25 protein-coding genes and 2 tRNA genes are annotated in these 22,286 nt (G+C 60.3%); 9 read left to right on the top strand and 18 right to left on the bottom strand.

Annotation, left to right across the window (positions count from 1 at the left end; translation table 11 throughout):
* Positions 1-4 precede the first annotated feature (4 nt).
* From AC13QY_RS22420 to AC13QY_RS22395, 6 genes are all read right to left on the bottom strand, one after another.
* On the bottom strand, positions 5-418 hold the full coding sequence (locus tag AC13QY_RS22420; RefSeq protein WP_113331927.1) for a DUF6314 family protein: 414 nt from the start codon (positions 416-418) through the stop codon (positions 5-7).
* A complete protein-coding gene (msrA, locus tag AC13QY_RS22415; RefSeq protein ID WP_113331928.1) occupies positions 418-945 on the bottom strand; it encodes a peptide-methionine (S)-S-oxide reductase MsrA in 528 nt (175 codons plus the stop codon). The genes AC13QY_RS22420 and msrA overlap by 1 nt, the downstream gene beginning before the upstream one ends.
* On the bottom strand, positions 942-1,391 hold the full coding sequence (gene msrB, locus AC13QY_RS22410) for a peptide-methionine (R)-S-oxide reductase MsrB (protein ID WP_069613810.1): 450 nt from the start codon (positions 1,389-1,391) through the stop codon (positions 942-944). Before msrB ends, msrA begins: the two co-directional genes overlap by 4 nt.
* A 177-nt stretch (positions 1,392-1,568) precedes the next feature.
* Positions 1,569-2,066: a GAF domain-containing protein gene (locus AC13QY_RS22405; RefSeq protein ID WP_113353944.1), complete on the bottom strand. Its 498-nt coding sequence runs from the start codon at positions 2,064-2,066 to the stop codon at positions 1,569-1,571.
* Positions 2,067-2,103: 37 nt separating this feature from the next.
* Positions 2,104-2,808 carry a pentapeptide repeat-containing protein gene (locus AC13QY_RS22400; RefSeq protein ID WP_371864909.1) on the bottom strand — a complete coding sequence of 235 codons (705 nt, stop codon included), beginning with the start codon at positions 2,806-2,808 and terminating at the stop codon, positions 2,104-2,106.
* Between the two features lie 458 nt (positions 2,809-3,266).
* A tRNA-Pro gene (locus AC13QY_RS22395) sits at positions 3,267-3,343 on the bottom strand.
* Between the two features lie 303 nt (positions 3,344-3,646).
* Here AC13QY_RS22395 and AC13QY_RS22390 point away from each other — a divergent pair.
* Both AC13QY_RS22390 and AC13QY_RS22385 read left to right on the top strand, forming a co-directional pair.
* On the top strand, positions 3,647-4,072 hold the full coding sequence (locus AC13QY_RS22390; RefSeq protein WP_152093580.1) for a hypothetical protein: 426 nt from the start codon (positions 3,647-3,649) through the stop codon (positions 4,070-4,072).
* Between the two features lie 178 nt (positions 4,073-4,250).
* Positions 4,251-4,631 (top strand): hypothetical protein, encoded by a 381-nt coding sequence (locus tag AC13QY_RS22385; protein WP_488493937.1) that lies wholly within the window; start codon positions 4,251-4,253, stop codon positions 4,629-4,631.
* Positions 4,632-4,654: 23 nt separating this feature from the next.
* Here the strand turns inward: AC13QY_RS22385 and AC13QY_RS22380 are convergent.
* A tRNA-Gln gene (locus tag AC13QY_RS22380) sits at positions 4,655-4,729 on the bottom strand.
* A gap of 157 nt (positions 4,730-4,886) precedes the next feature.
* Between AC13QY_RS22380 and AC13QY_RS22375 the strand changes: the two genes are divergently transcribed.
* Both AC13QY_RS22375 and AC13QY_RS22370 read left to right on the top strand, forming a co-directional pair.
* A complete protein-coding gene (locus AC13QY_RS22375) occupies positions 4,887-5,189 on the top strand; it encodes a cupin domain-containing protein (RefSeq protein WP_113331934.1) in 303 nt (100 codons plus the stop codon).
* Positions 5,186-6,094 carry an MBL fold metallo-hydrolase gene (locus tag AC13QY_RS22370; protein WP_113331935.1) on the top strand — a complete coding sequence of 303 codons (909 nt, stop codon included), beginning with the start codon at positions 5,186-5,188 and terminating at the stop codon, positions 6,092-6,094. Before AC13QY_RS22375 ends, AC13QY_RS22370 begins: the two co-directional genes overlap by 4 nt.
* 6 nt (positions 6,095-6,100) lie before the next feature.
* Here AC13QY_RS22370 and AC13QY_RS22365 read toward each other — a convergent pair whose 3' ends face one another.
* Complete coding sequence (locus AC13QY_RS22365) at positions 6,101-7,033, bottom strand: DUF1499 domain-containing protein (RefSeq protein WP_145633056.1); 933 nt, start codon at positions 7,031-7,033, stop codon at positions 6,101-6,103.
* 241 nt (positions 7,034-7,274) lie between these two features.
* Between AC13QY_RS22365 and AC13QY_RS22360 the strand changes: the two genes are divergently transcribed.
* Together AC13QY_RS22360 and AC13QY_RS22355 are read left to right on the top strand one after the other, a co-directional pair.
* Entirely contained in the window at positions 7,275-7,691 is a 417-nt protein-coding gene (locus tag AC13QY_RS22360) for a hypothetical protein (RefSeq protein WP_113331985.1), read from the top strand.
* Positions 7,692-7,782: 91 nt separating this feature from the next.
* Positions 7,783-8,064: a hypothetical protein gene (locus AC13QY_RS22355; RefSeq protein ID WP_113331937.1), complete on the top strand. Its 282-nt coding sequence runs from the start codon at positions 7,783-7,785 to the stop codon at positions 8,062-8,064.
* A 24-nt stretch (positions 8,065-8,088) separates the two neighbouring features.
* Here the strand turns inward: AC13QY_RS22355 and ppdK are convergent, their stop codons facing one another.
* From ppdK to AC13QY_RS22320, 7 genes are all read right to left on the bottom strand, one after another.
* Complete coding sequence (gene ppdK / locus AC13QY_RS22350) at positions 8,089-10,755, bottom strand: pyruvate, phosphate dikinase (protein ID WP_488493936.1); 2,667 nt, start codon at positions 10,753-10,755, stop codon at positions 8,089-8,091.
* 168 nt (positions 10,756-10,923) lie between these two features.
* Positions 10,924-12,249, bottom strand: a complete 1,326-nt coding sequence (locus AC13QY_RS22345) for a hemolysin family protein (protein ID WP_488493935.1) — start codon at positions 12,247-12,249, stop codon at positions 10,924-10,926.
* 125 nt (positions 12,250-12,374) lie between these two features.
* A complete protein-coding gene (smc, locus tag AC13QY_RS22340) occupies positions 12,375-15,836 on the bottom strand; it encodes a chromosome segregation protein SMC (protein WP_488493934.1) in 3,462 nt (1,153 codons plus the stop codon).
* 186 nt (positions 15,837-16,022) lie between these two features.
* Positions 16,023-16,712 carry a DsbA family protein gene (locus tag AC13QY_RS22335; protein WP_069613791.1) on the bottom strand — a complete coding sequence of 230 codons (690 nt, stop codon included), beginning with the start codon at positions 16,710-16,712 and terminating at the stop codon, positions 16,023-16,025.
* Positions 16,713-16,895: 183 nt separating this feature from the next.
* Complete coding sequence (locus AC13QY_RS22330; protein WP_112724546.1) at positions 16,896-17,168, bottom strand: type II toxin-antitoxin system RelE family toxin; 273 nt, start codon at positions 17,166-17,168, stop codon at positions 16,896-16,898.
* On the bottom strand, positions 17,152-17,376 hold the full coding sequence (relB, locus tag AC13QY_RS22325) for a type II toxin-antitoxin system RelB family antitoxin (protein WP_069613789.1): 225 nt from the start codon (positions 17,374-17,376) through the stop codon (positions 17,152-17,154). Before relB ends, AC13QY_RS22330 begins: the two co-directional genes overlap by 17 nt.
* A gap of 83 nt (positions 17,377-17,459) precedes the next feature.
* Positions 17,460-17,954 (bottom strand): DUF721 domain-containing protein, encoded by a 495-nt coding sequence (locus tag AC13QY_RS22320; protein ID WP_113353934.1) that lies wholly within the window; start codon positions 17,952-17,954, stop codon positions 17,460-17,462.
* Between the two features lie 95 nt (positions 17,955-18,049).
* Here AC13QY_RS22320 and mutY point away from each other — a divergent pair, with 95 nt between their 5' ends.
* Genes mutY through AC13QY_RS22305 form a run of 3 tightly spaced genes read left to right on the top strand, consistent with a single transcriptional unit; the run spans position 18,050 to position 20,146 of the window.
* Positions 18,050-19,165 (top strand): A/G-specific adenine glycosylase, encoded by a 1,116-nt coding sequence (gene mutY, locus AC13QY_RS22315; protein WP_173004620.1) that lies wholly within the window; start codon positions 18,050-18,052, stop codon positions 19,163-19,165.
* Positions 19,162-19,776 (top strand): HAD family hydrolase, encoded by a 615-nt coding sequence (locus AC13QY_RS22310; protein ID WP_113353932.1) that lies wholly within the window; start codon positions 19,162-19,164, stop codon positions 19,774-19,776. The genes mutY and AC13QY_RS22310 overlap by 4 nt, the downstream gene beginning before the upstream one ends.
* Positions 19,777-19,780: 4 nt before the next feature.
* A complete protein-coding gene (locus tag AC13QY_RS22305) occupies positions 19,781-20,146 on the top strand; it encodes a nuclear transport factor 2 family protein (RefSeq protein WP_113353931.1) in 366 nt (121 codons plus the stop codon).
* A 130-nt stretch (positions 20,147-20,276) separates the two neighbouring features.
* Here AC13QY_RS22305 and AC13QY_RS22300 read toward each other — a convergent pair whose 3' ends face one another.
* The 3 genes from AC13QY_RS22300 to AC13QY_RS22290 form a co-directional block, all read right to left on the bottom strand.
* The gene (locus AC13QY_RS22300; protein ID WP_113353930.1) at positions 20,277-21,407 is read right to left on the bottom strand and encodes a site-specific DNA-methyltransferase; all 1,131 of its coding nucleotides are present in this window, start codon (positions 21,405-21,407) and stop codon (positions 20,277-20,279) included.
* Between the two features lie 157 nt (positions 21,408-21,564).
* On the bottom strand, positions 21,565-21,912 hold the full coding sequence (locus tag AC13QY_RS22295; protein WP_488493933.1) for an antibiotic biosynthesis monooxygenase family protein: 348 nt from the start codon (positions 21,910-21,912) through the stop codon (positions 21,565-21,567).
* Complete coding sequence (locus tag AC13QY_RS22290; RefSeq protein WP_113353928.1) at positions 21,909-22,238, bottom strand: NIPSNAP family protein; 330 nt, start codon at positions 22,236-22,238, stop codon at positions 21,909-21,911. The genes AC13QY_RS22295 and AC13QY_RS22290 overlap by 4 nt, the downstream gene beginning before the upstream one ends.
* Positions 22,239-22,286: the final 48 nt, after the last annotated feature.

Below are 22,286 nucleotides of genomic sequence, written 5' to 3'. Positions count from 1 at the left end.
CCGATCAAATGCGTCGGTAGTGCGCGAGGCTCAGGTAGTTTTTTCTGGGCCCGCGCACATGCCACATCTCCGCCCAATCATCCGACGTGCGAAAGAACAGACGGCCTCGATAAAGATCGGGACCGCAGTGATGGGTGACGCGCTGCGAGGCGCCCTCACCGATGCGAATGAATTCCGAAAGATTGGGGAAACGCACGACGAGATCGTCGTCGGCATCGTCAAGCCGATAGGTGCGGCTGCTTCTCAGCGTTGCATGGTCGCTTCGCGTATCGCCATGTTCCTCGAACTGGACAGGCGTAACGAACGCCTGCCCTTCGAATGTGACCAGGGAGCGATTGAAGCGATCGATGATCCGCCGCTTCACCTCCCATGAGCCAAGGAAGGAGTCCAGCCGGCCAGCGCCGGCCGATCCTTTCATCAGGACGCCGCGCGCTGCGCTGCGTCGGCCTGCCGGCGCGGCAGTTTCCAGCCCGGCCGGATGAAGTGGCAGGTATAGCCGTTCGGATAGCGCTCCAGATAATCCTGGTGCTCCGGCTCTGCCTGCCAGAAATCGCCGACGGGGGCGACCTCAGTGACGACCTTGCCGGGCCAAAGGCCGGAAGCGTCGACATCGGCGATCGTATCCAACGCGACCTGCTTCTGCTCTTCGCTGGTGTAGAAGATCGCCGAGCGGTAGCTCAAACCGACATCGTTGCCCTGCCGGTTGCGCGTGGTCGGATCATGGATCTGGAAGAAGAATTCCAGCAGATCGCGATAGCTGATCTTCTGCGGATCGAAAATGATTTCGATCGCCTCGGCATGGGTGCCGTGGTTGCGGTAGGTGGCGTTGCGGACATCGCCGCCGCTATAGCCGACGCGCGTCGAGATGACGCCGTTGTAACGGCGGATGAGATCCTGCATGCCCCAGAAGCAACCGCCGGCGAGAACTGCACGTTCCGTTGTCATCTTACATCCTCCACTTGATCGATATAGGCACCATAGCCCTCTGCCTCCATGCGGTCACGCGGCACGAAGCGAAGCGAGGCGGAATTGATGCAATAGCGCAAGCCGCCGCGATCGATCGGACCATCCGGGAAAACATGGCCCAGATGGCTGTCGCCATTGGCCGAGCGCACTTCGACGCGCACCATGCCATGCGACATGTCGGTCAATTCGCTGACATTGGCGGGTTCGATCGGCTTGGTGAAGCTCGGCCAGCCGCAGCCGGAATCGAATTTGTCGGCGGAAGCAAAAAGCGGCTCGCCCGAGACGATATCGACATAGATGCCCGGCTGCTTGTTATAGAGATATTCACCGGAGCCGGGACGTTCCGTGCCGCTCTGCTGCGTCACGCGATACTGCTCAGGGGTAAGCTTGGCGATGGCCTCTGCCGTCTTGCTGTATTTGCCCATTGTTGTTCTCCTTGCCCCTCGGCACGCCCTCCGAGCTTGGCCTGGTCCTGGGGGCACGGAGAGGGCCGGATGAAGCTCGAGCAGCGCTGAGGGAGTGTTTGCAGGGCCAATATAGGTATCACGCGATCGATTTGCCATATCGATCACGACTGCGTGACGCCCTGCCCTTCCTGCAGCTTAGCCATTCGCCTCGCTTGAGGCCGCATAAATCGCGGCGAGCGCCTCGATACCGGCTTGATCGTCACCATCGAAGCGGCCGGGCAGCGGGCTGTCGAGATCGATGACGCCGAAGACCTTCCCATCGCGAAAGAGCGGCACGACCAGCTCCGACCGCGAGGCCGCATCGCAGGCGATATGCCCGGGAAAGGCATGCACATCCTCGACGAGGACCGACTGCGCCCTTTCGACCGCTGTTCCGCAGACGCCGCGACCGACGGCAATGCGGACACAAGCGGGCTTGCCTTGAAACGGCCCCAACACAAGCTCGTCTTCCCTGTGAAGGAAATAAAAGCCCGCCCAATTAAGCTCCGGCAGCATCTGGAAGATCAGCGCCGAGGTATTGGCCGCATTGGCAATCCCATCGCGCTCACCATCAAGCAAGGCCTTCAGCTGATCCGCAAGCTCTCGATAGAATTCGGGCTTGCTGCCATGTTGGATCGATTTTTCTACGAACATGTGTCTGCTCTTTCGAAGTTCTGTCACGAAGAGACTGTCAGTCCTTCTCATCGGGCGGGCAAGGCCAGCTGGACGGCGCTTTCAACCAGGACGGCAATATGGTCGTATTATCCCCGCACGCTAGATTGATCTGCGCCTGCTGCAGACCGCTTGCCTTCGAAAGATCAAGACCCTCGATGCGCGTCAGATACATGAAGGCGCCGCTGAAGGAAGTCGACCCGTCCATCACCGCGCCATTCAACGTGGCGCGCGAGAGATTGGCGAAGGAGAAATTCGCGCCCGTCAGCACGGCCTTGTCGAAATCGGCACGGCCGAGCTCCGCCTTCTGAAAATCGGCGTTCTTCAGCTGCGCGCCGGCAAATTCGGCGCGCTGCAATTCGGCATTGGCAAAGGACGCGCCATTGGCGGAGGCACTGCTGAAATCGGAGCGATATGCCTCGATCTTTGCGAAGTTGGCGCCATCGGCCTTGGCATTCTTCAGCCAGGCACGCACCAGAGTCGCTTTCTCGAGATTGGCCGAGGTCAGATTGGTATCGCTGAGATCGGTGCTGTCGAAATGCGCGCCGGCCAGATTGGCACCGTGAAGGTCGCTGCTCTGCAGCATGATATTGGTCTTGCTGCAGCCGCTCCAGTCAAGCCCAGGTCCGGCGACGTTGCCGCAATCGGCGGCACGCAGGGCATTGCTGCTGGAACCCAGAAGAAATGCGGCGCTCAACGCCAGCACACTGAAGCCGGTCGCGATTCCCAATCTCTTCCCAATTCCCAATCTCTTCCCAACGGCCTTACTGCGCAAAGCGCTGTTAGTCTGCCGTCGCCCCATGATCGTCTCCCCAGCCAATCTGGCCACCCCGTCAACAAGACTCATTCCGTTACTCCGCTCCAGCACCTGCCAGCCGAACTCTCGCCTGAGTCGGATGCACGTCCCTCTTCCTTGTATATGGTGCTTCGGGCGACAAAAAGAGCCGGTTTTGTAAAAGCGTACCCGAGGCGCGGTTTGGATGTGAGCTTATGAAAGGGGGAATAGGCGACAGGCACCAGAAGGATTGCGGCAAAGCCTCATACGCCCGTCCTCAAGGAGCGAGACGGCCTGATCGAAACGCCGCCATCAGGCATTGGCGAAACCCCGTCCGGCCTTGCAAGGCACGCAGACAGCACTCTTAAATGGGAGATTTTTTCGGGAACAAGATCAGTGTCTTAAGCTGGTCGGAGTGGAGTGATTCGAACACTCGACCCCCACGTCCCGAACGTGGTGCGCTACCAGACTGCGCTACACTCCGTGACCAGCGGCGCTTCTATAGACCAGCCATTTTTGATGCACAAGCACCAAATTCAAAAAAAGCATCTGATTTTTGACGAAAAAATTACAGCCGCATCTGCCTAGAAAACCGGCAGGAAACAGCGGCCGAAAATGCCGGCGTGCAAAAGACGCAACAGATCAAGTAAAATCCCGTTTGTACACGCGGATGGGAATTTTCTTTTGCCGGCTTTGGCGCTAAAGCCCTAAGCGGGACAGGTGGAAATGCCGTGGGACAGCGGCCTTTCCGCAACCTTATGCGTGACAGAAGCTCAAGGACGACACGATGAATATCCGCATGATGACCGCGGCTGGACTGTTGCTGGCGCTGGCCGGTTGCAGCACCACGACGACAACAACGACAGCAGCCCTGCCGCTGCTTGCGAAGAACCCCGTTCAGGATCGCTGGCAGGGCCAGTCTGCAGGCCGCTTCTTCGCGGCTTACGGCCCGCCGATCTCAGATCGCGATGAAGGCGGTAATCGCGTCTACACCTGGCGTGGCGGCTACAAGAACGTCACCATCGTCAACAAGGACGGCAAGAAAGCCGGCAAGCGCTCCCTCAGCTGCAAGGCCGACATCGTTACCAACCAGAGCTACGAAATCCGGTCGGTTAAAATCCTCGGCGACCAGCCCGGCGTCAGCGGCCCCTCCTACTGCGCCGAGCTTCTGGCTCCGCTGGAAAAGACTGCAAAAGCCGAACAAGCGGACTAAGGCCAAAAGCTTCATCCCGAAACAATATCAGCGGGCGGCCTGCGAGGGCTGCCCGTTTTTGTGTGCAAGTCACCCACCTAGGGATTTCTCCTCACCCTTCGTTATTTCACTATAGACATCTTAAAAGTTATATCGTTGATTGCAACTTCAGCGTTAATTTACTTTTGTTGGCGCTAATATGAAGTTGAAATCTCTTGCGGCATTGGCCGGAATATCTGCGCTCGCAAGCTGTGCAACCACCCCCGGATCGCCGATGGAAACTTACCTAAACCGCTATGCGGGCGCGGAAACGATTGCCACGAACTGTCCTGCTTACGGTGGATACAGCTCGGTTGTACAAATGCGCGCCGATGCGGAAAAGAACCTTGCCCAGGCGAAAGCACTCGGCGCGACCGACGCGGACGTTAAGAAGGCTCGCGACCGGGTGAACGGAAATTTCGTAGGCGCATCGATCTTGGTTGGCGACATGCAGGCTTGCAGCGCATTCACGAACAAGCTTGCATGGGCAGGATCGACACCTGTTGAGCCCACGGTCGTCAAGCCGAAGAAGGTCAACTAATCACTATTTTGTCGGATGTCGTGTGGCTGGGGCGCCAGGATTCGAACCTGGGAATGCCGGTACCAAAAACCGGTGCCTTACCGCTTGGCGACGCCCCAACAGAGAAATAGCTGTCATGCCAGCCAAATCGGCGTCTGATTAGCAAAGGTCGCATCGCGCTACAATGACTAAGTGATGTGCGGATGCATATTTCTGTGTGCTTTCTGCGCGGCTATGATAGGTCTTGTTGCATCGCATTTGAAGTGAAGAGGTCCGATGAGCCAGTTTCGCGCCCGCCCTCCGGCCATGCCCACCGTGCTTCTCGACGACGCTGTCTGCCGCATCACGCGCTGGGATTTCGAGCCTGGCGCCGATACCGGGCATCATGTTCATGGCCTTGGCTATGTCGTGGTGCCGATGACGGATTGCCAGTTTCTGCTGGAGGAGCCCGGCGGTATCAGGCGGGTCGATATCGCCAGGGGCGCTGCCTACCGGCGCGAGGCGGGCGTGGAGCACAATGTCGTCAATGCTGGCTCCGAGCCGATGTCATTCATCGAAATCGAATACAAGCAATCATGAGCACGCCTGACTTCGACCTCGCCTTCGAACCCGCCTATGGCCGCGCCATCCCCGTCGTGCCTGGCATCGAGCGGATGACGGTCAACAATCCCAGCGCCTTCACGTTCCACGGCACCAACAGCTACATCGTCGGCGGCTCTTCCGTCGCCATCATCGACCCGGGCCCGGAGAATGAAGAGCATTTCGCTGCCCTGATGGCGGCGCTGAAGGGGCGCGAGGTCACGCATATCTTTGTCAGCCATACTCATCGCGATCACTCTCCGCTGGCGAAGCGGCTGAAGGAGGCGACGGGGGCGCTGACTGTCGGCGAAGGGCCGCATCGGGCTGCGCGGCCGCTGCATCAGGGCGAGATCAATCCCTTTGCCGAAAGCTCCGACATGGAGTTTCAGCCCGATATCGTGCTCGCCGATGGTCAAAACGTCTCTGGAGACGGTTGGACGATGACGGCGCTGCTGACGCCTGGCCATACGGCCAACCACGCTTGCTTCGCGCTCGAGGGCACGGGCATCGTCTTTTCCGCCGATCATGTCATGGCCTGGGCGACCTCGATCGTCGCGCCTCCTGACGGATCGATGGCGGATTACATGGCCTCGCTGGAGCGGCTTCTCGCCCGCGACGACCGGCTGTTCCTGCCCGGACATGGCGGGCCGGTGAAGGAGCCGGCCTCCTTCATGCGCGGCCTCAGAACCCACCGGCGCATGCGCGAGCGCGCCGTGCTGGAACGCATCAAGGCCGGCGACCGGCTGATCCCGGACATGGTGAAGGCCATCTATCGCGATACGGACCCGCGCCTGCATGGCGCAGCAGCACTTTCGGTGCTGGCGCATCTGGAAGACTTGGTGGAGAAGGGGCAGGTGGAAACCGATGGGCCGCCGGCGCTGTTGGGAACATATCGACCGGCTTGAGCCGTCTCAGCTTCCGGCGATACCGAGCAGTTCGGCATCCAGCGCCTTCAGGTAGCCATCGGCCAGATCGGCGCTGACCCCGAGATCATCCTGGCCGTAGCGGGAGGCAACACGGATATCGACCAGCGTCGTTTCCGCCTCCTCGCGAATGCGGATCAATATATCGCATGGCAGGCCGAAGATGCGGGTTCGCACCTCGCCCTGCAGAATGACGTCGGTATTCTGGCGGATGAGTTCCGCCACTCCGTCACGGAAGGGACGTGGCGTCGGCACAGGAACGATAGCGGGCACATCGCCGGCGGCGCTGTCATCCTGGGCTGGATTGACGGTCTGCGGGCGTCCACGCCGCTTCGGCCTCACATTGCCATTCGGATCGGCCACATCGGCGCCTTCGGCCTTGACGATGGTGATGTGATAATCATGCGCAACCTTGCGCACCGCCTCCAACACACGGTCGGCAGCGCCCTCGTAGCGGCGGCTGATCAAAGCGGGATAGGCATCGAACTGCGCCTCGCGTTCCTGCTGCGTCACCAGATGGCGCGGCGGCAGCCACAACTGCCGCGCATCCGGCGTCGCCAGCCATTCCGGCGGATCGTTGAGATCGGTCGAAATCTCGTAGATATGCGGCCGGGTCCAGTAGCGCTCGGCACCGAAACCGAAAATCGCCAGCGGCAGGGCGGCATAGACGAGCGCCTTGACGGCGGAGACACCACCGATGGCGGCACTCTGCCAGAGCTGAGCAAGACCGACCAGCGCGAGCAGCACCGCCAGGATGGCGCAGCCGGCAGAAATCAGGAGCAGCAGAACGAAGTAAGGCGTTTCCAGCGGGCCGAAACGGTGGCCGATCAGCGTCACTCCGCAGAGAACCAATGCAAACGAAGCGATCAAACGCGCGGCGCGGGCGGCATGTGAAACAGGACGGTCGAAACGAATGGTCATCAAAGGCTCGTCGGCGCGTCGGATCGGAAGCCGGATGCACCGAATCCCAGAAAGCGACTTATGTTTAGATCAAGAAATGCCGAAAATAAATCGAATGTCACGGCATCGGTGTCCAATGTTTTGTCCAAGCTCAAACCAGTAACGCCTAGACCAAAAACGTGAGCACTTGCTTAAATTCCTAAAAAAGGCCATTCTTTAGCGTTTTATCGAGGCTGTGAAAGGACTTGATGAGATGGAACCGATGCTTTCTCAAGACGTCACTGCCAAATCAGTGCCGGGAGCGGCGATTGCCGGAACCGATACGATCGACCCGTTCCTGCCGCTGGAGCTGCTTGAACTGGAGCTTTCGCTTGAGGGTTTTTCCGGCGGCGAACCTGGCTTCTGCGAAGCCGTGCGCAAGGCCGCTTCGGCCGTGCAGGGCGACTTCCTGTTCGATCTGCCGGCTGAAGGGCTGATACCCGATTGCCGCAGATTGGCGGTGCTGCGAATTCCCGAAGGGAATGCAACGATGCGCACCCTCTTTGCCGCTCTGGACGAAGACGGTGCGGAAATCCGCCTGCTGCAGCCGGATGAAGACACCGCGCACCTGCTGCGCTTCGCCGATGCCTTTGTCGATCTCTTGCAGCGGATGCCGACAAAGCCAAAGGAAGCGGCCTAAGCAACCTGGCTGCGGCGGTAATACGTCTTTCGCGCCACCACGCGCGACGCTATAGTCTGTGCCTGTAAATCCGCATTCAGGATAACATGTCATGCGTATCGCAGCTTCCGCACTATCTCTTCTCGCCATCGTGCTTGCACTCTCCTCCTGCCAGACGGCCGAAGAAATCCGGGCGGCCGATGCGTCAAGATGCAGCGGCTATGGCTTTAAACCAGGCACCCAGAACTTTGCCAATTGCCTGATGAATCAGGATCTTAGCCGGCGCGCGGATCAGCGGGCTTTCATGGAAAGCAATGACGACTTCTTCTGGGGTCCGACCATCGTCGTCGGCGGTCCGGGATATTACTACCATCGCGGCTACTGGCGCCACTGACCTGCATATTTCAGAATTTGAGAATCAGGCTCGCCCCTTGATCGCGGCTTGCGCCGCCGCAAGCCGCGCGATCGGCACGCGGAACGGCGAACAGGATACGTAATCCAATCCGATATCCTCGCAGAAATGGATAGACGCGGGATCGCCGCCATGCTCGCCGCAGATGCCGAGCTTCATGTCGTTGCGCGTGCGGCGGCCGCGCTCCGACGCGATGCGGATGAGTTCGCCGACCCCGTCGAAATCGAGCGATATGAAGGGGTCATGCTCGATGATGCCCTTGCGCTGATAGGTCGGGATGAAGGCGGCAGCGTCATCGCGTGACATGCCGAATGTCGTCTGCGTCAGGTCGTTCGTACCGAAGGAGAAAAATTCGGCAGCCTCCGCGATGATATGGGCACGCAAGGCCGCGCGCGGCAGCTCGATCATCGTGCCGACGAGATAGTCGATCTTCATTTTCGCTTCGGTCATCACGGCGCGCGCCACCTCATCGATGCGGGCCTTGACGTAATCGAGCTCCGAGCGCAGACCGACGAGCGGCACCATGATTTCGGGCACAACGGCAGCCCCCGTCTCGCGTGCAGCGAGGACCGCCGCCTCGAAGATGGCGCGGGCCTGCATTTCGACGATCTCCGGATAGGAAATCGCCAGGCGACAACCGCGATGGCCAAGCATGGGATTGAACTCGTGCAGCGCATCCACCCGCTGACGCAGCGCGGCCGGCTCCATACCCATGATCCCGGCCACTTCGGCGATTTCCTCATCCGTCTTCGGCAGGAATTCGTGCAGCGGCGGATCGAGCAGGCGGATCGTCACGGGCAAGCCATGCATGATGGTGAAAAGGCCGGTGAAATCAAGCCGCTGCATGGGCATGAGCTTGGCGAGGGCGGCACGGCGCCCCGTTTCGTCCTCCGCAAGGATCATCTCGCGCATCACATGAATACGGTCGCCTTCGAAGAACATATGCTCAGTGCGGCAAAGGCCGATGCCTTCGGCGCCGAAGGAACGGGCCGCGCGCGCATCGGCAGGTGTGTCGGCGTTGGTGCGCACCGTCATGCGGCGCGAGCGGTCCGCCCAGGCCATGATGCGCCCGAAATCACCTGACAATTCCGGCTGTATCATCGGCACTTCGCCCTTCAGGACCTGGCCGGTAGAGCCGTCTATCGTGACGATATCGCCCCTCTTCAAGGTGACGCCAATACCGATCAGCTTCTCATTACGCATGTCGATGCGCATGGTGCCGGCGCCGACGACGCAAGGAATGCCCATGCCGCGGGCAACGACGGCCGCGTGACTGGTCATGCCGCCGCGCGTGGTCAGGATCGCCTCAGCGGCATGCATGCCGTGAATATCTTCGGGGCTCGTCTCGATCCGTACGAGAATGGCTTTGCGGCCTTCTTCCTCGGCAATGATCGCCTCTTCGGCGGTGAAGACGATTTCGCCCGTGGCAGCCCCTGGAGATGCGGGCAGGCCGGAGCCGATGACCTCGCGGTGGACGCGCGGGTCGATCGTCGGATGCAGAAGCTGGTCCAGCGACGTCGGATCGATGCGGGAAACAGCTTCGTCTTCGGTGATCAGTCCCTCATCGACCATGTCGACGGCGATCTTCATCGCCGCCTTGGTGGTTCGCTTAGCATTGCGCGTCTGCAGCATCCAAAGCTTGCCGCGCTCGATGGTGAATTCCAGGTCCTGCACGTCTTGGTAATGCGCTTCCAGCTGCGCGCAGATGTTCCGGAACTCGGCAAAGGCTTCCGGCATCAGCTTTTCCATCGACGGCTTGTCATAGCCCGACGCGATCCGGGCGACTTCCGTGATGCTTTGCGGCGTGCGGATGCCGGCAACGACATCCTCCCCTTGCGCATTGACGAGGAATTCGCCGTAAAGCTCCTTCTCGCCCGTCGACGGATTTCGCGTGAAGGCGACGCCTGTCGCGGACGAATTGCCGAGATTGCCGAACACCATCGCCTGGATATTGACGGCGGTACCCCAGGCCTCTGGAATATTATGCAGATTGCGATAGGTGACGGCGCGCGCGTTCATCCAGCTGGCAAAAACGGCACCGACAGCGCCCCAGAGCTGAACTTCCGGCTCCTGTGGGAAGGCCTCGCCCAATTCTTCCTCGATGACTGCCTTGTAGATCGAGACGACATGCTGCCATTCGACGGCGGTCAGATCGGTATCGAACTCATGACCGAACCGGGCCTTCTCATCCTCCAGGATCTCTTCGAAGACCTCATTGTCGAGACCCATGACGACATCGGCATACATCTGGATGAAGCGGCGGTAGCTGTCCCAGGCAAAACGAGCATCGCCGGCATCGTGGCCGAGCGCCTGCACTGTAGCGTCATTAAGCCCGAGATTGAGAACCGTATCCATCATGCCCGGCATAGAGGCGCGGCCGCCGGAGCGCACGGATACCAGCAGCGGTCGTTCCGTATCGCCGAACTTGCGCCCGGTGATGGCCTCCATTCGCTGCAGACCTCGCATGACCTGCGGCTTCAGCTCTTCAGGGATTTTACGGCCGTTCTTGTAATAGAAGCTGCAGACATCGCTGACGATCGTCAGTCCCGGTGGAACCGGCAGGCCGAGATTGCACATTTCAGCAAGATTTGCGCCCTTGCCGCCGAGCCGTTCAAAATCGCCGGCGCCCCCCTCGGCCTTACCGTCGCCGAATGTGTAGACCCAATTCGTCATCGTCTCTGTCCAACTCCTCCGGTTGAACTTAATTCACTGCAGCACAAATGAAAATCGACAAATACGGCGAAATGTTGCGCTGCACAATAAATATGACGCGGAGGCTCCCGATTTCAGTCGATTGATCGAAATCGAGAACCTTCCGGTCCATCCAGAGTGATTCGGCGGCTAAGCTTGCGGCTCGCGCTTGGCGAGAATCTTGTCGATGCGCATGCCGTCGAGATCGATGATCTCGAAATGCCAGCCGCCGAAGGAGAAGCTTTCGCCCACTTCTGGCAGATGGCCGAGCTGGTAAAGCGCAAAGCCTGCGAGCGTGTGGAAATTGACGTCCTCGTCGCTGAAGCGCAGCCCCAGCCGCGCGAAGGCGTCATAGACCGGCATCATGCCTTCCATCAGCAGCGATCCATCGGCGCGCTCAACGACATCGGGCGTTTCGTTTTCCATGTCGGGCAGATCGCCGGCAATCGCTTCCAGCAGGTCCGTCTGCGTGACGATTCCCTCCAGGCTGCCATATTCGTCGATAACCATGGCGAGGCGGACGGGCGCGCGCTTGAAGTTTTCAAGCACCTTGAAGACAGCCGTCGATTCATGAACGACCAGGGGCTGGCGGATGACGGCCATCGGGTTCAGCGGCTCGCCGTTCAGAAGCTGGTCAAGCAGATCCTTCTTCAGGATCATGCCGATCGGCTCGTCGATCGATCCGCGACCCACAAGAAGCTGCTCGAAGCGGCTTTCACGAATGGTCTTCTGCATTTCCTCTGGCGGATCGTCGGCATCGATCCACTCGACCTCGAGCCGCGGCGTCATGATGTCGGAGACGTCGCGGTCGCCGATATTGAAGACGCGTTCGACCAGATCCTGCTGCGCCTGTTCCAACAGACCAGCCTCCTGGCTTTCGGCGATCAGGAGCTTGATCTCGGCCGGCGAATGCAGCGAGCCCTCGCCGGCACCGGGACGCAGGCCGAAAAGGCGGAGCACGAGATTGCCGAGGCCGTTCAGCACGGTAATGGCCGGACGCAGCAAGAAGAGGAACAGGCCGAGCGGACGCACGACGCCAAGCGCGGTGCCTTCGCTGCGCTGCAACGCCAGGCTCTTCGGCGCAAGCTCGCCAAGCACGATATGAAGCGCCGTGATGATGATGAAGGAAATGGCGACGGCGATCGCATGCGACCCAGCCGCAGCCCATGTTCCGGGCAGAAAATCGAGCAGCGGCTCGAGCAGATGAGCAAGAGCGGGTTCGCCGACCCAACCGAGGGCAAGCGAGGAAATGGTGATGCCGAGCTGCGTGGCGGCGAGATTGGCATCGAGATTATCGACCGCCTTCTGCAGCGCCTTGGCGTTCATGCGCCCTTCGGCAACGAGCTCCGTCACGCGGCTGCGGCGGACGGACACCAGAGAAAACTCCGCCGCAACGAAAAAGCCGTTGGCGGCGACGAGCAGCAATACGGCAAGTATTCCGAGGATATCGAAAATACCGCCAGTCGAGTCAGACATACTTCCCTTCCGAGCGGATCAGCGCCCATGTTGTTGATTTAAAGACGACGCTAGCACGCTTTAGGGCTGTGCGGCAGACGACGGAGCAATTTCTTGTCGAAACGGGAACAGTTTTATCATCGCTCTCAAGCGATTTCGCGCAGCCGTTCGGCGGTCTGCAGGTCGACGGAGACGAGCTGCGAGACGCCCTGCTCCGCCATGGTGACGCCGAAGAGGCGATCCATGCGGGCCATGGTGATGGGATTGTGGGTGATGACTACGAAGCGAGTCTCAGTAGAGGCCGCCATCTCGTCCATGAGGTTACAGTAGCGCTCGACATTGTGGTCATCGAGCGGCGCATCCACTTCGTCCAGAACGCAGATCGGCGCGGGATTGGTGAGGAACACCGCAAAGATCAGTGCCATGGCCGTCAGTGCCTGCTCGCCGCCGGAAAGCAGCGTCATGGTCTGCGGCTTCTTGCCGGGCGGCCGGGCGAGAATTTCGAGGCCTGCCTCCAGCGGATCGTCGGATTCGATCAGCTGCAGTTCGGCCGTGCCACCGCCGAAAAGATGGGTGAACAGCCGCTGGAACTGCGCATTGACGATGTCGAAGGCGACAATCAGGCGTTCGCGGCCCTCGCGGTTGAGGCTCTGGATCGCGCCGCGCAGCTTCCGGATGGCGTCGATGACGTCATCGCGTTCCTTGATCAGCGCCTGCAGCCGCTCTGTCAGCTCCTTGCTCTCTTCCTCGGCGCGCAGATTGACGGCACCGAGACGCTCGCGCTCGATCTTCAGCCGCTCCAGCTCGCGCTCGACTTCGCGGAGGTCAGGCACATTTTGCGATACTGAAAGGCCGGTCAGGCGCATCGCCTCATACGGCTCGACGTTCAGGGCTTGGCGGATGCGCAATTCGCTTTCCTGCCGACGCTCACGCGCCGACACCAGCCGCTCCTCGACGCGGCCGCGCTTTTCCCGGCTTTCGGCGAGCTCGGAGAGTGCCGTCGCCGCATGGCGATCGGCTTCGCGCTGGATGCCTTCAGCTTCGGCAAGACGGTCTGCGGCCTGCCGGCGGGCATCCTCGGCCTTCTGCAGCTCGTTCATCAAGGCGCGGCGCTTGTCATCGAACTCATCGGGTGCCAGATCGAGCTCAGCCGCCTCTTCGCGCGCTTCCTCTTCACGGTCGCGCAGCGTCTGAATGTGCTCCTCGGCGCTGGCGGCGCGCTGATGCCAGGTGTCGCGCTCCTGCTGGATCGCCAGGATACGACCTTGCCGCGCCTCGTTTTCGCGGTTCAAGCCCTCATGGCGGGCGCGTGCTTCGGCCAGCACGCCACGATCCGTTGCGACTTCGGCCTGCTGGTCGCGCAACTTCAGATCGATGGCGTCGAGATTCGGCGCGTCTTCCAGCTCGATGCGGGCATTTTCATCCTGCATGACAACGTCTTCCAGCTGCTCCTGCAGCCGGCTGACGGCCTCAATGATGACGTCACGGCGGCGGATGAGATCGCCGGAAGCGCGCTCTGCGGCAGCGAGCGCTTCGCGCGCCTCGGCCAGATGACGGGCAGCAAGACGGCTTGCGTCACGGGCAGTCGTGAGATGACCTTCTTCTGCGCGGATCGCATCGGCGGCTGCTGACAGGCGCTCCTCGGCCTCGGCTAGCACATCGCGCGCAAGCTCCGCTTCGGCTTCCAACTCAGAAAGACGGTTCTTCTGGGCAAGCCGCAGGGCAGCCGCACTCGGCGCATCCGCTCCGGTCACGTGACCGTCCCAGCGAAACACGGCGCCATCCCTGGTCACTAGCCGCTGTCCCGGCTTCAGCTCGGGCATCAGCCGCAGCGCGTCTTCCACCGAGACAATGCCGATCTGGCGCAGACGCCGCGTCAATGCCGCCGGCGCGCCGACATGGGTAATCAACGGCGCGGCACCTTCCGGCAAGGCCGGGTCGTTCGCACCGCTGCCATTATCCGACCAATAGACGGGTGCCTCGGAGCTGAGCGAGGATTCCAGATCATCGCCAAGGGCTGCGCCAAGCGCCGTTTCGAAGCCACGGTCGACACGCAGCTCTTCGGCGACAGGGGAAAAGGCACCGGACGTATCGCCCGCCGCCAGCATCTTGGAAATGGTCCGCGCCTCGGTTTCCAGCGCATTCAGACGCGCCCGCGCCTGCTCAACGGGGCCCCGCGACAGCGCCTCGGTTTCACGCGCCTTGGCAAGAACGGCTTCGACACGCTGGATCTCGCTTTCCGCATCCGCAACGACGTTTTCCGCCGCCTCGACCATGTCGCGCTTTTCACTCGGGTCGGGCAGATCGGCCATCTTTTCGTCGATGGCGGCAAGCTCGCGGTTCGCTTCATCGGCCTGTCGCTCGAGCCGCATCTTGCGATCGGCCAGATCGCGGATGGCGCGCTCCAGCTGATTGCGAGCGGCGGCAGCTTCAGCACGTTCTGCGGTCAGCGTCGTAAATATCCGCTCGCTGTCGGCGAGCTTGGTGGCCGCTTCCTCGAAGGCTAAGCGCGTTTCTTCGGCAAGCCTGCCGGAATCGGCAAGAATATCGGCGAGATCGGCTTCTTCCGCGTCGAGTTTTGCCAAAATAGCAGCGTTGTCGGCGACAAGCCGCTGCTCGCGGCTGATGTCCTCCGCCAGCTGTGCCAGCCGACGAATCAATTCATCCCGCCGGCGGAGGATGCGGTTGACATCTTCCTCCAGCTGGGAGCGGGCGATCTGCAGACGCTGCAAAGCGGCGGCGGCTTTCGCCTCTTCGTCGCGCAGTTCCGGCAGCTTGAAGCTGGCAATGCCCTGTGCCTTTGCCGCTTCCATCTGGATTTGCGCCTTTTCGGCGACGAGCACTGTTGCCTGGTTGAGCGCGCTGTCGGCGTCGGCTTCGGCTTCCTTGGCCTGCACCCAGTGGATATGCAGCAGCATGGCCTCGCGGGCGCGGATATCGGCCGAGAGCATCTTGAAGCGATTGGCCTGCCGCGCCTGCCGCTTCAGGCTCTCGATCTGGCTTTCGAGCTGCGAGGTCACATCGTCAAGCCGCTCGAGATTGCCTTCGGCGGCGCGCAGACGCAGCTCAGCTTCATGGCGGCGCGAGTGCAGGCCGGAAATGCCCGCTGCCTCTTCCAGCAACTGGCGACGCGCCTGGGGCTTCGCCTGGATCAGCTCGCCAATACGCCCCTGCCCGACCATGGAAGGCGAACGGGCACCGGTGGAAGCATCGGCAAACAGCAGCTGCACATCCTTGGCGCGCGCTTCCTTGCCGTTGATACGATAGACCGAGCCCTGCTCGCGCTCGATGCGGCGCGTGACCTGGATTTCGTCGCTGTCATTGAAGGCGGCGGGCGCGGTGCGATCGCTATTGTCGAGGTAGAGGCCGACTTCGGCGGTGTTACGGGCCGGGCGATTGCCGGATCCGGAGAAGATCACGTCATCCATGCCGGACGCGCGCATGTTCTTGTAGGAATTCTCGCCCATGACCCAGCGCAGCGCTTCGACAAGATTGGACTTGCCACAGCCATTCGGGCCGACGACACCGGTCAGGCCACGCTCAATGACGAATTCCGCCGGTTCGACGAAGGATTTGAAGCCGACAAGTCTCAGCCTGTTGAATTTCATCGGCTGATCTCCACCCTCCCCTTGAAGGGCAGAGTCGGACCCAAGATCCAGGGCGGGGTAATCATGCGTTCACCCCGGAAATCACCCCCACCCGCGCGTTCCACGCGACCTCCCCCCTCGAGAGGGAGGTAATGGAAAACAGGCGTGCGATCTCGGCCGCCCGCCTGTGATGTAAAAAGGCGCGGATCAGAGCAGGCTGTCGATAAGCTTCGACATGGCAGCAACAGACATGTCCCCTGCATAGCGCTTGCCATTGATCAGGAAGGTCGGCGTCGCATTGACGCCGAAATCCTTGGCTGCGCGTTCCCGTACGGAATTGACATCATCCAGAAGCTTCTGGTTCGTCAAGCATTTCGTGAAGCTATCCTCAGTAAAACCAGCGAGTTTCGACATTTGGAGCAATGCGGCACGGCCGTCGACATCTGGAGAAGCCCAAGCGATCTGCTGCTTGAAGAGCATTTCGACCATCGGCATGTACTGTTCCTGCGGGGCGCAGCGGGCCAGCATGAAGGCTGCGGCAGCGCGCGGATCGAAGGGGAATTCGCGGATGATGAAGCGAACCTTGCCGGTATCGACATATTTCTGCTTGATCGTGTCGAAGGTCGTGACGGCAAAATGCGCGCAGTGCGGGCAGGTCAGCGACATGTATTCCACGATCTTGACCGGCGCATCTTCCTTGCCGAGTGCGATCTCCGGCAGCGGGCCGGGCTTCAGCACTTCATTCATGTCGACATTGCCGTCCGACGGCGGCACTTCGTCTTCTGCAGTTGCGGCGGATGCGGTGCCTGCAACGGCAGAGAACGCCACGGAAAGGGCTGCAACGGCAGAACCGCCCAGCAGGTGGCGTTTGGTCAAGAGCATGTCGGACATCGGCATAGAGTCACCCGTCGTTGAAAGAGGTCTTCGAATGTTTCATGCGATATAACGGCAGCTTGCCGCTAACAAGGCACGGTTGGCCAACTTTCTTCAAAGAATTGTGACCGGGGAAAGACAAAAAGCTAAAATTGCTGCCGGAATCGCAACGAGACAATTAGCTGTATCGAATACAGCATGGTCGGATTATTTTCGATAGACTTCACGTCTGTTGCCGATTCGAACGATCAGTATCCGCACGGCTCTATCTTCTATGTGCGCGATAATACGATAATCCCCTACTCTGTATTTCCAGAAATCGCCGAGTTCCGAGCCCTTCAGCGCCTCTCCGATGGCACGCGGATCATCCAGCTTGGCAACACGGTCGTAAAGAAACTTCAAGATTCGTCGGGAAACCTCATGTCCGAGTTTGTCTAGTTCGCGCTCGGCGGCTCGTTGAAATTCAATCCGCCACGCCATAACGCGCCATCAGTTCGGCCAGCGAAACGGTGTCACTCTCACCACGGCGAAGCTCTTCGAGACGCTTTTCCGCCAAATAGATATCCTCAAGATCATCGAGATGCTCGAGAATTGCTTCGCGCGCATAGAAGCTCTTGCTGCGCCCCGTACGCTTGGCGAGCTCATCGAGTCTTGCTTCAATTTCCGGCGGAAGCCTTAAGGCCAGCATCACATCTAACTCCGTTCGCTATACAAATATAGCAAACGGGAACGGATATCCAATCCGGTTTCGATATTCAGTACTATTATCTCCTACCGCCGCTTCCACGCCATGGCCGTACCCAGGCGCTGGACGGCGGCCCTGATCTTCTCATCCTCGATGCCGTTCATCATGTCGGCCAGCTTGCGCGCCGCCTCGCCCTTCAGCGGCGGCGGCGTGCGGGAGCGTTTGGAGGCAACCGAGACCGGCTTCTGCACGATGCGGATCTGGTTGACGGCATAGAAGCCGAAGAAGCTGTTGATGCGCTGGATGAGTTCGCCCTGGGCATGCGTCAAGAAGAGCGCGCGGGCGCCCTCGCAGGCGATCGTCAGCACGCCAGGCTGATAGCGGTCGTCCATGCCGGGACCGCTTCGCTTCGCCCACGCGATCTTCTCCGGCCGTGTGCAATCGGCAAAGTCCTCGCCGGCGATCTCGTCCCAGCAGCCGAGCAGCGTTGTATTGATACCTGCGCGCTTTGCCAGCACGGGATCGACAATGCCGTTGGTCAGCTCGGAAATCTGCTTTTCGCCTTTTCGGGGATAACTCATTTCAACTGGGTCTCTACACAGGCTTTATGCGTCCGGCACCTTGATCGCCCGACACAGCTTGGCCAAGTATAGAGCACTTCCCCTCGACGCGGCAAATCATGACGACGACTTTAGAATTCCCCACGGCCGCATCGCTGCTTGCCTGGTACGACCGCCACCACCGCGACCTGCCCTGGCGCGTCTCGCCGCCGATGGCCGCGCGCGGCGTGAAGCCCGATCCCTATCGCATCTGGCTCTCGGAAGTGATGCTGCAGCAGACGACCGTGCCGGCGGTCAAATCCTATTTTGCGAAATTCCTGGAGCGCTGGCCAACCGTCAACGATCTCGCCGCGGCTGCGAATGAAGAGGTCATGGCGGCCTGGGCGGGGCTCGGCTATTATGCCCGCGCCCGCAACCTGAAGAAATGCGCCGAGGCGGTTGCAGCGAAGCATGACGGCCGCTTTCCCGATACCGAGGAGGGTCTGCGAGCGCTTCCCGGTATCGGCGATTATACATCCGCCGCCGTCGCTGCCATCGCGTTCAACCGCCAGGCGGCAGTGATGGACGGCAATGTGGAGCGCGTCATTTCCCGGCTCTATGCGATTTCGACACCGTTGCCTGGCGCCAAGCCGTTGATGAAGCAGAGAGTGGCCTTACTGACGCCCGCCGACCGGCCGGGCGATTTCGCCCAGGCGATGATGGATCTCGGTGCGACGATCTGTACGCCGAAGCGTCCGGTCTGTTCGCTCTGTCCCTTCAACGGCGCCTGTCAGGCGCTGGCTGCACATGATCCCGAACGTTTCCCGGTCAAGGCAGCCAAGAAGGAAAAGCCGGTACGCCAGGGCGCGGCCTTCGTCGCCGTCAATGATGAGGGGGAAATCTTCCTGCGGCGGCGTGTGGAAAGGGGGTTGCTCGGCGGCATGACCGAGGTTCCGACGACCGGCTGGACGGCGCGGATCGACGGCGAGACCGGCATCGAGGCCGCGCCCTTCCCTGCCGACTGGCAGCCGGCAGGCACGGTGACGCATGTCTTCACGCATTTCGAATTGAGATTGTCGATTTGGCGTGCCAAGTCGGTGACGCAGAGTGACAACCATGACGGATGGTGGGCGCCGGTTACAAATCTTGAAGAGCAGGCACTCCCGACAGTCATGAAAAAAGCAATCGCTCAGGCTATTCCCAATGCGTTCGCAAAAATGCGTTTAGACCAAAAATCAGGAATTCATTCATGACGACGGAAATACGGCACATCGTTTTCGATATCGGCAAGGTTCTCCTCCACTATGATCCAAACCTTCCCTACAGCCGGATCATTCCGGACGATGCCGAGCGTGAATGGTTTTTCGCTAATGTCTGCACTCATGAATGGAACCTTGAGCAGGATCGCGGCCGCACCTGGAGCGATGCCGAAGCGTTGCTGATCGCCGATCACCCCGAACGGGAAGAGCAAATCCGCAGCTTCCGTAAATGTTGGCATGAGATGGTTCCGCATGCCTATGACGACAGCGTCGCCATTCTGGAACAGTTTATCGCGGAAGGCCGCGACGTCACCATGCTGACCAATTTTGCCTCCGATACCTTTCGCGAGGCGCAGGAGCGCTATCCCTTCCTCAAGAAGCCGCGCGGCGTGACGGTTTCGGGCGATATCGGCCTGATCAAGCCGGATGTCGCGATTTATGATACCCACGCCAAGAGCTTCGGTCTTGACCCGGCCTCGACGATCTTCATCGACGATTCCTATCCGAACGTCGAAGGCGCGCGCGCTGCCGGCTGGCATGCTGTTCACTTCACCGGCGCCGGGAAGCTGCGCAGCGATCTCGCCGCCCATGGCATAAAGGTTTAAGCCGATGACCTTCGATCCCGCAGAACGCATTGAGCTGTTCCATGGCGCGATCAACCGCCTCGACTATGAGGCGATCGAAAATTTCTTCGCCGAGGATGCGACCTATGTCTCCAACGGCGTCGGCAGCCTTGCCGGCCGCGCGGCGATCATGGAAGCCTTCCGCGGCTATTTCGACACCTATCCGGATCAGACCGCATCCAACTCGCTGGTGGAGACGCTGACCCCACTGTCCGGCCGTGCCGTTTGGTCTGTCCGCGCAACCAATAGCAAGACGGGCAAGCCGCTGATCCGCGAAGGCGAGGAAACGATTACCTTTAACGAGGACGGCCGCGTCGTGCGCGTGGATGTCACGGATTACCAGGACTTCTAAAATCTGAAACTAAAGACGCGCAGGGCCTTGCCGGATAGATCGTCCGGCAAGGCCCTGCGCATTTCACCTTCTTCCCTGACTGGAGGTACACGGCGGAAGAAGGCGGATATGTTGCGGAAAATGGCTGAGGCTATTCAACCTTGGCCAGATCGCTGCGGATGATGGCTCTGAGTTCGTCGATCGGACGCAGGGAACGGCCGTCGTCGAAATGCCAGAACATCCACCCATTGCATGCATCAAGGCCCTGAACTTTCGCGCCAAGGCGATGAATGGAACCGGCCTCGCCGCCGGAAGCGACCGTGCCATCAGCCCGCACGATGGCACTATAGCGGCGCTTTGCATCGGTCAGCACCTGACCGGGTTTGATGAGGCCGCTTTCGATGAGCGTATTGAAGGCGACGCGCACTTCGGCCTTCTTACCGGTCATGACGGTCAGCTCGGCCTTGCCGAGCGGCTCGACGGCGGCGATACGGGCGCTGGCCGCATCGATATAATCCTGCTCGCGCTCGATGCCGACGAAGTGGCGGCCGAGACGCTTGGCAACCGCGCCCGTCGTGCCCGATCCAAAGAAGGGATCGAGAATGATGTCGCCAGGCTTCGACGAAGCCATAATGACACGGGCCAGCAGCGCTTCCGGCTTCTGCGTCGGATGCACCTTCTTGCCGTCGTCGCCCTTCAGCCGCTCATTGCCGCTGCAGATCGGAAACAGCCAATCGGAGCGCATCTGCACATCGTCGTTGGCGGCCTTCATCGCATCATAGTTGAAGGTATAGCCCTTCGCCTTGGCGTTCGGGCTCGCCCAGATCATCGTCTCATGCGCGTTCTGGAAGCGGCGGCCCTTGAAATTCGGCATCGGGTTGGTCTTGCGCCAGACGATGTCGTTGAGGATCCAGAAGTTCAGATCCTGCAGCGTCGCGCCGACGCGGAAGATGTTGTGATAGGAGCCGATGACCCAGATCGTGCCCGTTGGCTTCAGCACGCGGCGGCAGGCGAGCAGCCAGGCGCGGGTGAAGGCGTCGTAGGCTTCGAAAGAGGCGAACTGGTCCCATTCGTCATCGACTGCATCGACAAGCGACTGGTCCGGACGATGCAGCGTGCCGCCAAGCTGGAGGTTGTATGGTGGGTCGGCGAAGATGACGTCGACGGATTGATTGGGCAGTGCCTCAAGAGCGGCCACGCAATCGCCCTTGATGATCGTGTCGATCCAGGACCCCGGAACGGCTGAAGTCCTGAGGTCGGCAAGCGGGAAAACTGACGCCATGTGATACTCGCTGTTACACTTACTCGGTGCTCTTAACTGAGTGTTATGGTTACCTAACTTGGTTACCAAAGGCTAAAGCGGCGTCATATTTTCTGCATTCCCAACGAAGCCGCCGGGAATGCAGGCCTCATCGTAAGGCGCTATTGCGTTGAAAGCCCTAGATATCGTGGACTGCGTGACTGTCGTCGGGCGCTTCCGCGCGTTCCGTCATACCGTAATCGCGAAGCACCTGCGCGACACGCAAACGATAGTCGGCAAAGACTGTATTGCGCCCCGCTTTCTGGGCGGCGCGATGCGCCTCGCGGTTTCGCCATTCGCGAACGGCGGCCTCGTCGCGCCAGAAGGACAGCGACAGGATCTTGCCCGGCTGGGTCAGGCTTTCGAAGCGTTCGATGGAGACGAAACCGTCGATCGCTTCCAGTTCCGAACGCAGCCTTGCGGCAATATCGAGATAGTGCTGGCGTTCGTCGGGATGGGGAATAACTTCGAAAATGACTGCGATCACGGCGATATCCTCGGAGCATGCGGCAGCGAGACATTCTTCAGGAAAATGCGGTCTTCCTGCAAGATGAAGCGCTCGCGGCGAGCAAAATCGAGATTGGCCTGCGCCAGCGGATCGGCGGCTAGGCTCTTGCGATAAGCCTCGTAGGCGGCGAGATTTTCGATGTTGTAGATGCCATAGGCTGTTGTCAGCGAGCCTTCATGCGGAGCGAAATAGCCGATCAGGTCCGCGCCATTGCGTGGGATGACCTGGCCCCAGGCTTTGCCATACGCTGCGAAGGCGTCCTGCTTGAACGGGTCGATCTGATAACGGATGAGACAGGTAATCATGGGTTTTCTCCTTTGCTGATGCCGCTGTTTTCGCACATTGCAGCACGG

The organism is Martinezella sp. CNPSo 3795 (assembly GCF_057784475.1).
This window is presented reverse-complemented; position numbering and strand designations above follow the sequence as displayed.

Excerpts from the sequence above, each read along its gene's own strand:
- AC13QY_RS22420 (WP_113331927.1), bottom strand. The coding sequence starts at position 418 with ATGAAAGGATCGGCCGGCGCTGGCCGGCTGGACTCCTTCCTTGGCTCA.
- msrA (WP_113331928.1), bottom strand. The coding sequence starts at position 945 with ATGACAACGGAACGTGCAGTTCTCGCCGGCGGTTGCTTCTGGGGCATG.
- msrB (WP_069613810.1), bottom strand. The coding sequence starts at position 1,391 with ATGGGCAAATACAGCAAGACGGCAGAGGCCATCGCCAAGCTTACCCCT.
- AC13QY_RS22405 (WP_113353944.1), bottom strand. The coding sequence starts at position 2,066 with ATGTTCGTAGAAAAATCGATCCAACATGGCAGCAAGCCCGAATTCTAT.
- AC13QY_RS22390 (WP_152093580.1), top strand. The coding sequence starts at position 3,647 with ATGAATATCCGCATGATGACCGCGGCTGGACTGTTGCTGGCGCTGGCC.
- AC13QY_RS22385 (WP_488493937.1), top strand. The coding sequence starts at position 4,251 with ATGAAGTTGAAATCTCTTGCGGCATTGGCCGGAATATCTGCGCTCGCA.
- AC13QY_RS22375 (WP_113331934.1), top strand. The coding sequence starts at position 4,887 with ATGAGCCAGTTTCGCGCCCGCCCTCCGGCCATGCCCACCGTGCTTCTC.
- AC13QY_RS22370 (WP_113331935.1), top strand. The coding sequence starts at position 5,186 with ATGAGCACGCCTGACTTCGACCTCGCCTTCGAACCCGCCTATGGCCGC.
- AC13QY_RS22365 (WP_145633056.1), bottom strand. The coding sequence starts at position 7,033 with ATGACCATTCGTTTCGACCGTCCTGTTTCACATGCCGCCCGCGCCGCG.
- AC13QY_RS22360 (WP_113331985.1), top strand. The coding sequence starts at position 7,275 with ATGCTTTCTCAAGACGTCACTGCCAAATCAGTGCCGGGAGCGGCGATT.
- AC13QY_RS22355 (WP_113331937.1), top strand. The coding sequence starts at position 7,783 with ATGCGTATCGCAGCTTCCGCACTATCTCTTCTCGCCATCGTGCTTGCA.
- ppdK (WP_488493936.1), bottom strand. The coding sequence starts at position 10,755 with ATGACGAATTGGGTCTACACATTCGGCGACGGTAAGGCCGAGGGGGGC.
- AC13QY_RS22345 (WP_488493935.1), bottom strand. The coding sequence starts at position 12,249 with ATGTCTGACTCGACTGGCGGTATTTTCGATATCCTCGGAATACTTGCC.
- smc (WP_488493934.1), bottom strand. The coding sequence starts at position 15,836 with ATGAAATTCAACAGGCTGAGACTTGTCGGCTTCAAATCCTTCGTCGAA.
- AC13QY_RS22335 (WP_069613791.1), bottom strand. The coding sequence starts at position 16,712 with ATGCCGATGTCCGACATGCTCTTGACCAAACGCCACCTGCTGGGCGGT.
- AC13QY_RS22330 (WP_112724546.1), bottom strand. The coding sequence starts at position 17,168 with ATGGCGTGGCGGATTGAATTTCAACGAGCCGCCGAGCGCGAACTAGAC.
- relB (WP_069613789.1), bottom strand. The coding sequence starts at position 17,376 with ATGCTGGCCTTAAGGCTTCCGCCGGAAATTGAAGCAAGACTCGATGAG.
- AC13QY_RS22320 (WP_113353934.1), bottom strand. The coding sequence starts at position 17,954 with ATGAGTTATCCCCGAAAAGGCGAAAAGCAGATTTCCGAGCTGACCAAC.
- AC13QY_RS22310 (WP_113353932.1), top strand. The coding sequence starts at position 19,162 with ATGACGACGGAAATACGGCACATCGTTTTCGATATCGGCAAGGTTCTC.
- AC13QY_RS22305 (WP_113353931.1), top strand. The coding sequence starts at position 19,781 with ATGACCTTCGATCCCGCAGAACGCATTGAGCTGTTCCATGGCGCGATC.
- AC13QY_RS22300 (WP_113353930.1), bottom strand. The coding sequence starts at position 21,407 with ATGGCGTCAGTTTTCCCGCTTGCCGACCTCAGGACTTCAGCCGTTCCG.
- AC13QY_RS22290 (WP_113353928.1), bottom strand. The coding sequence starts at position 22,238 with ATGATTACCTGTCTCATCCGTTATCAGATCGACCCGTTCAAGCAGGAC.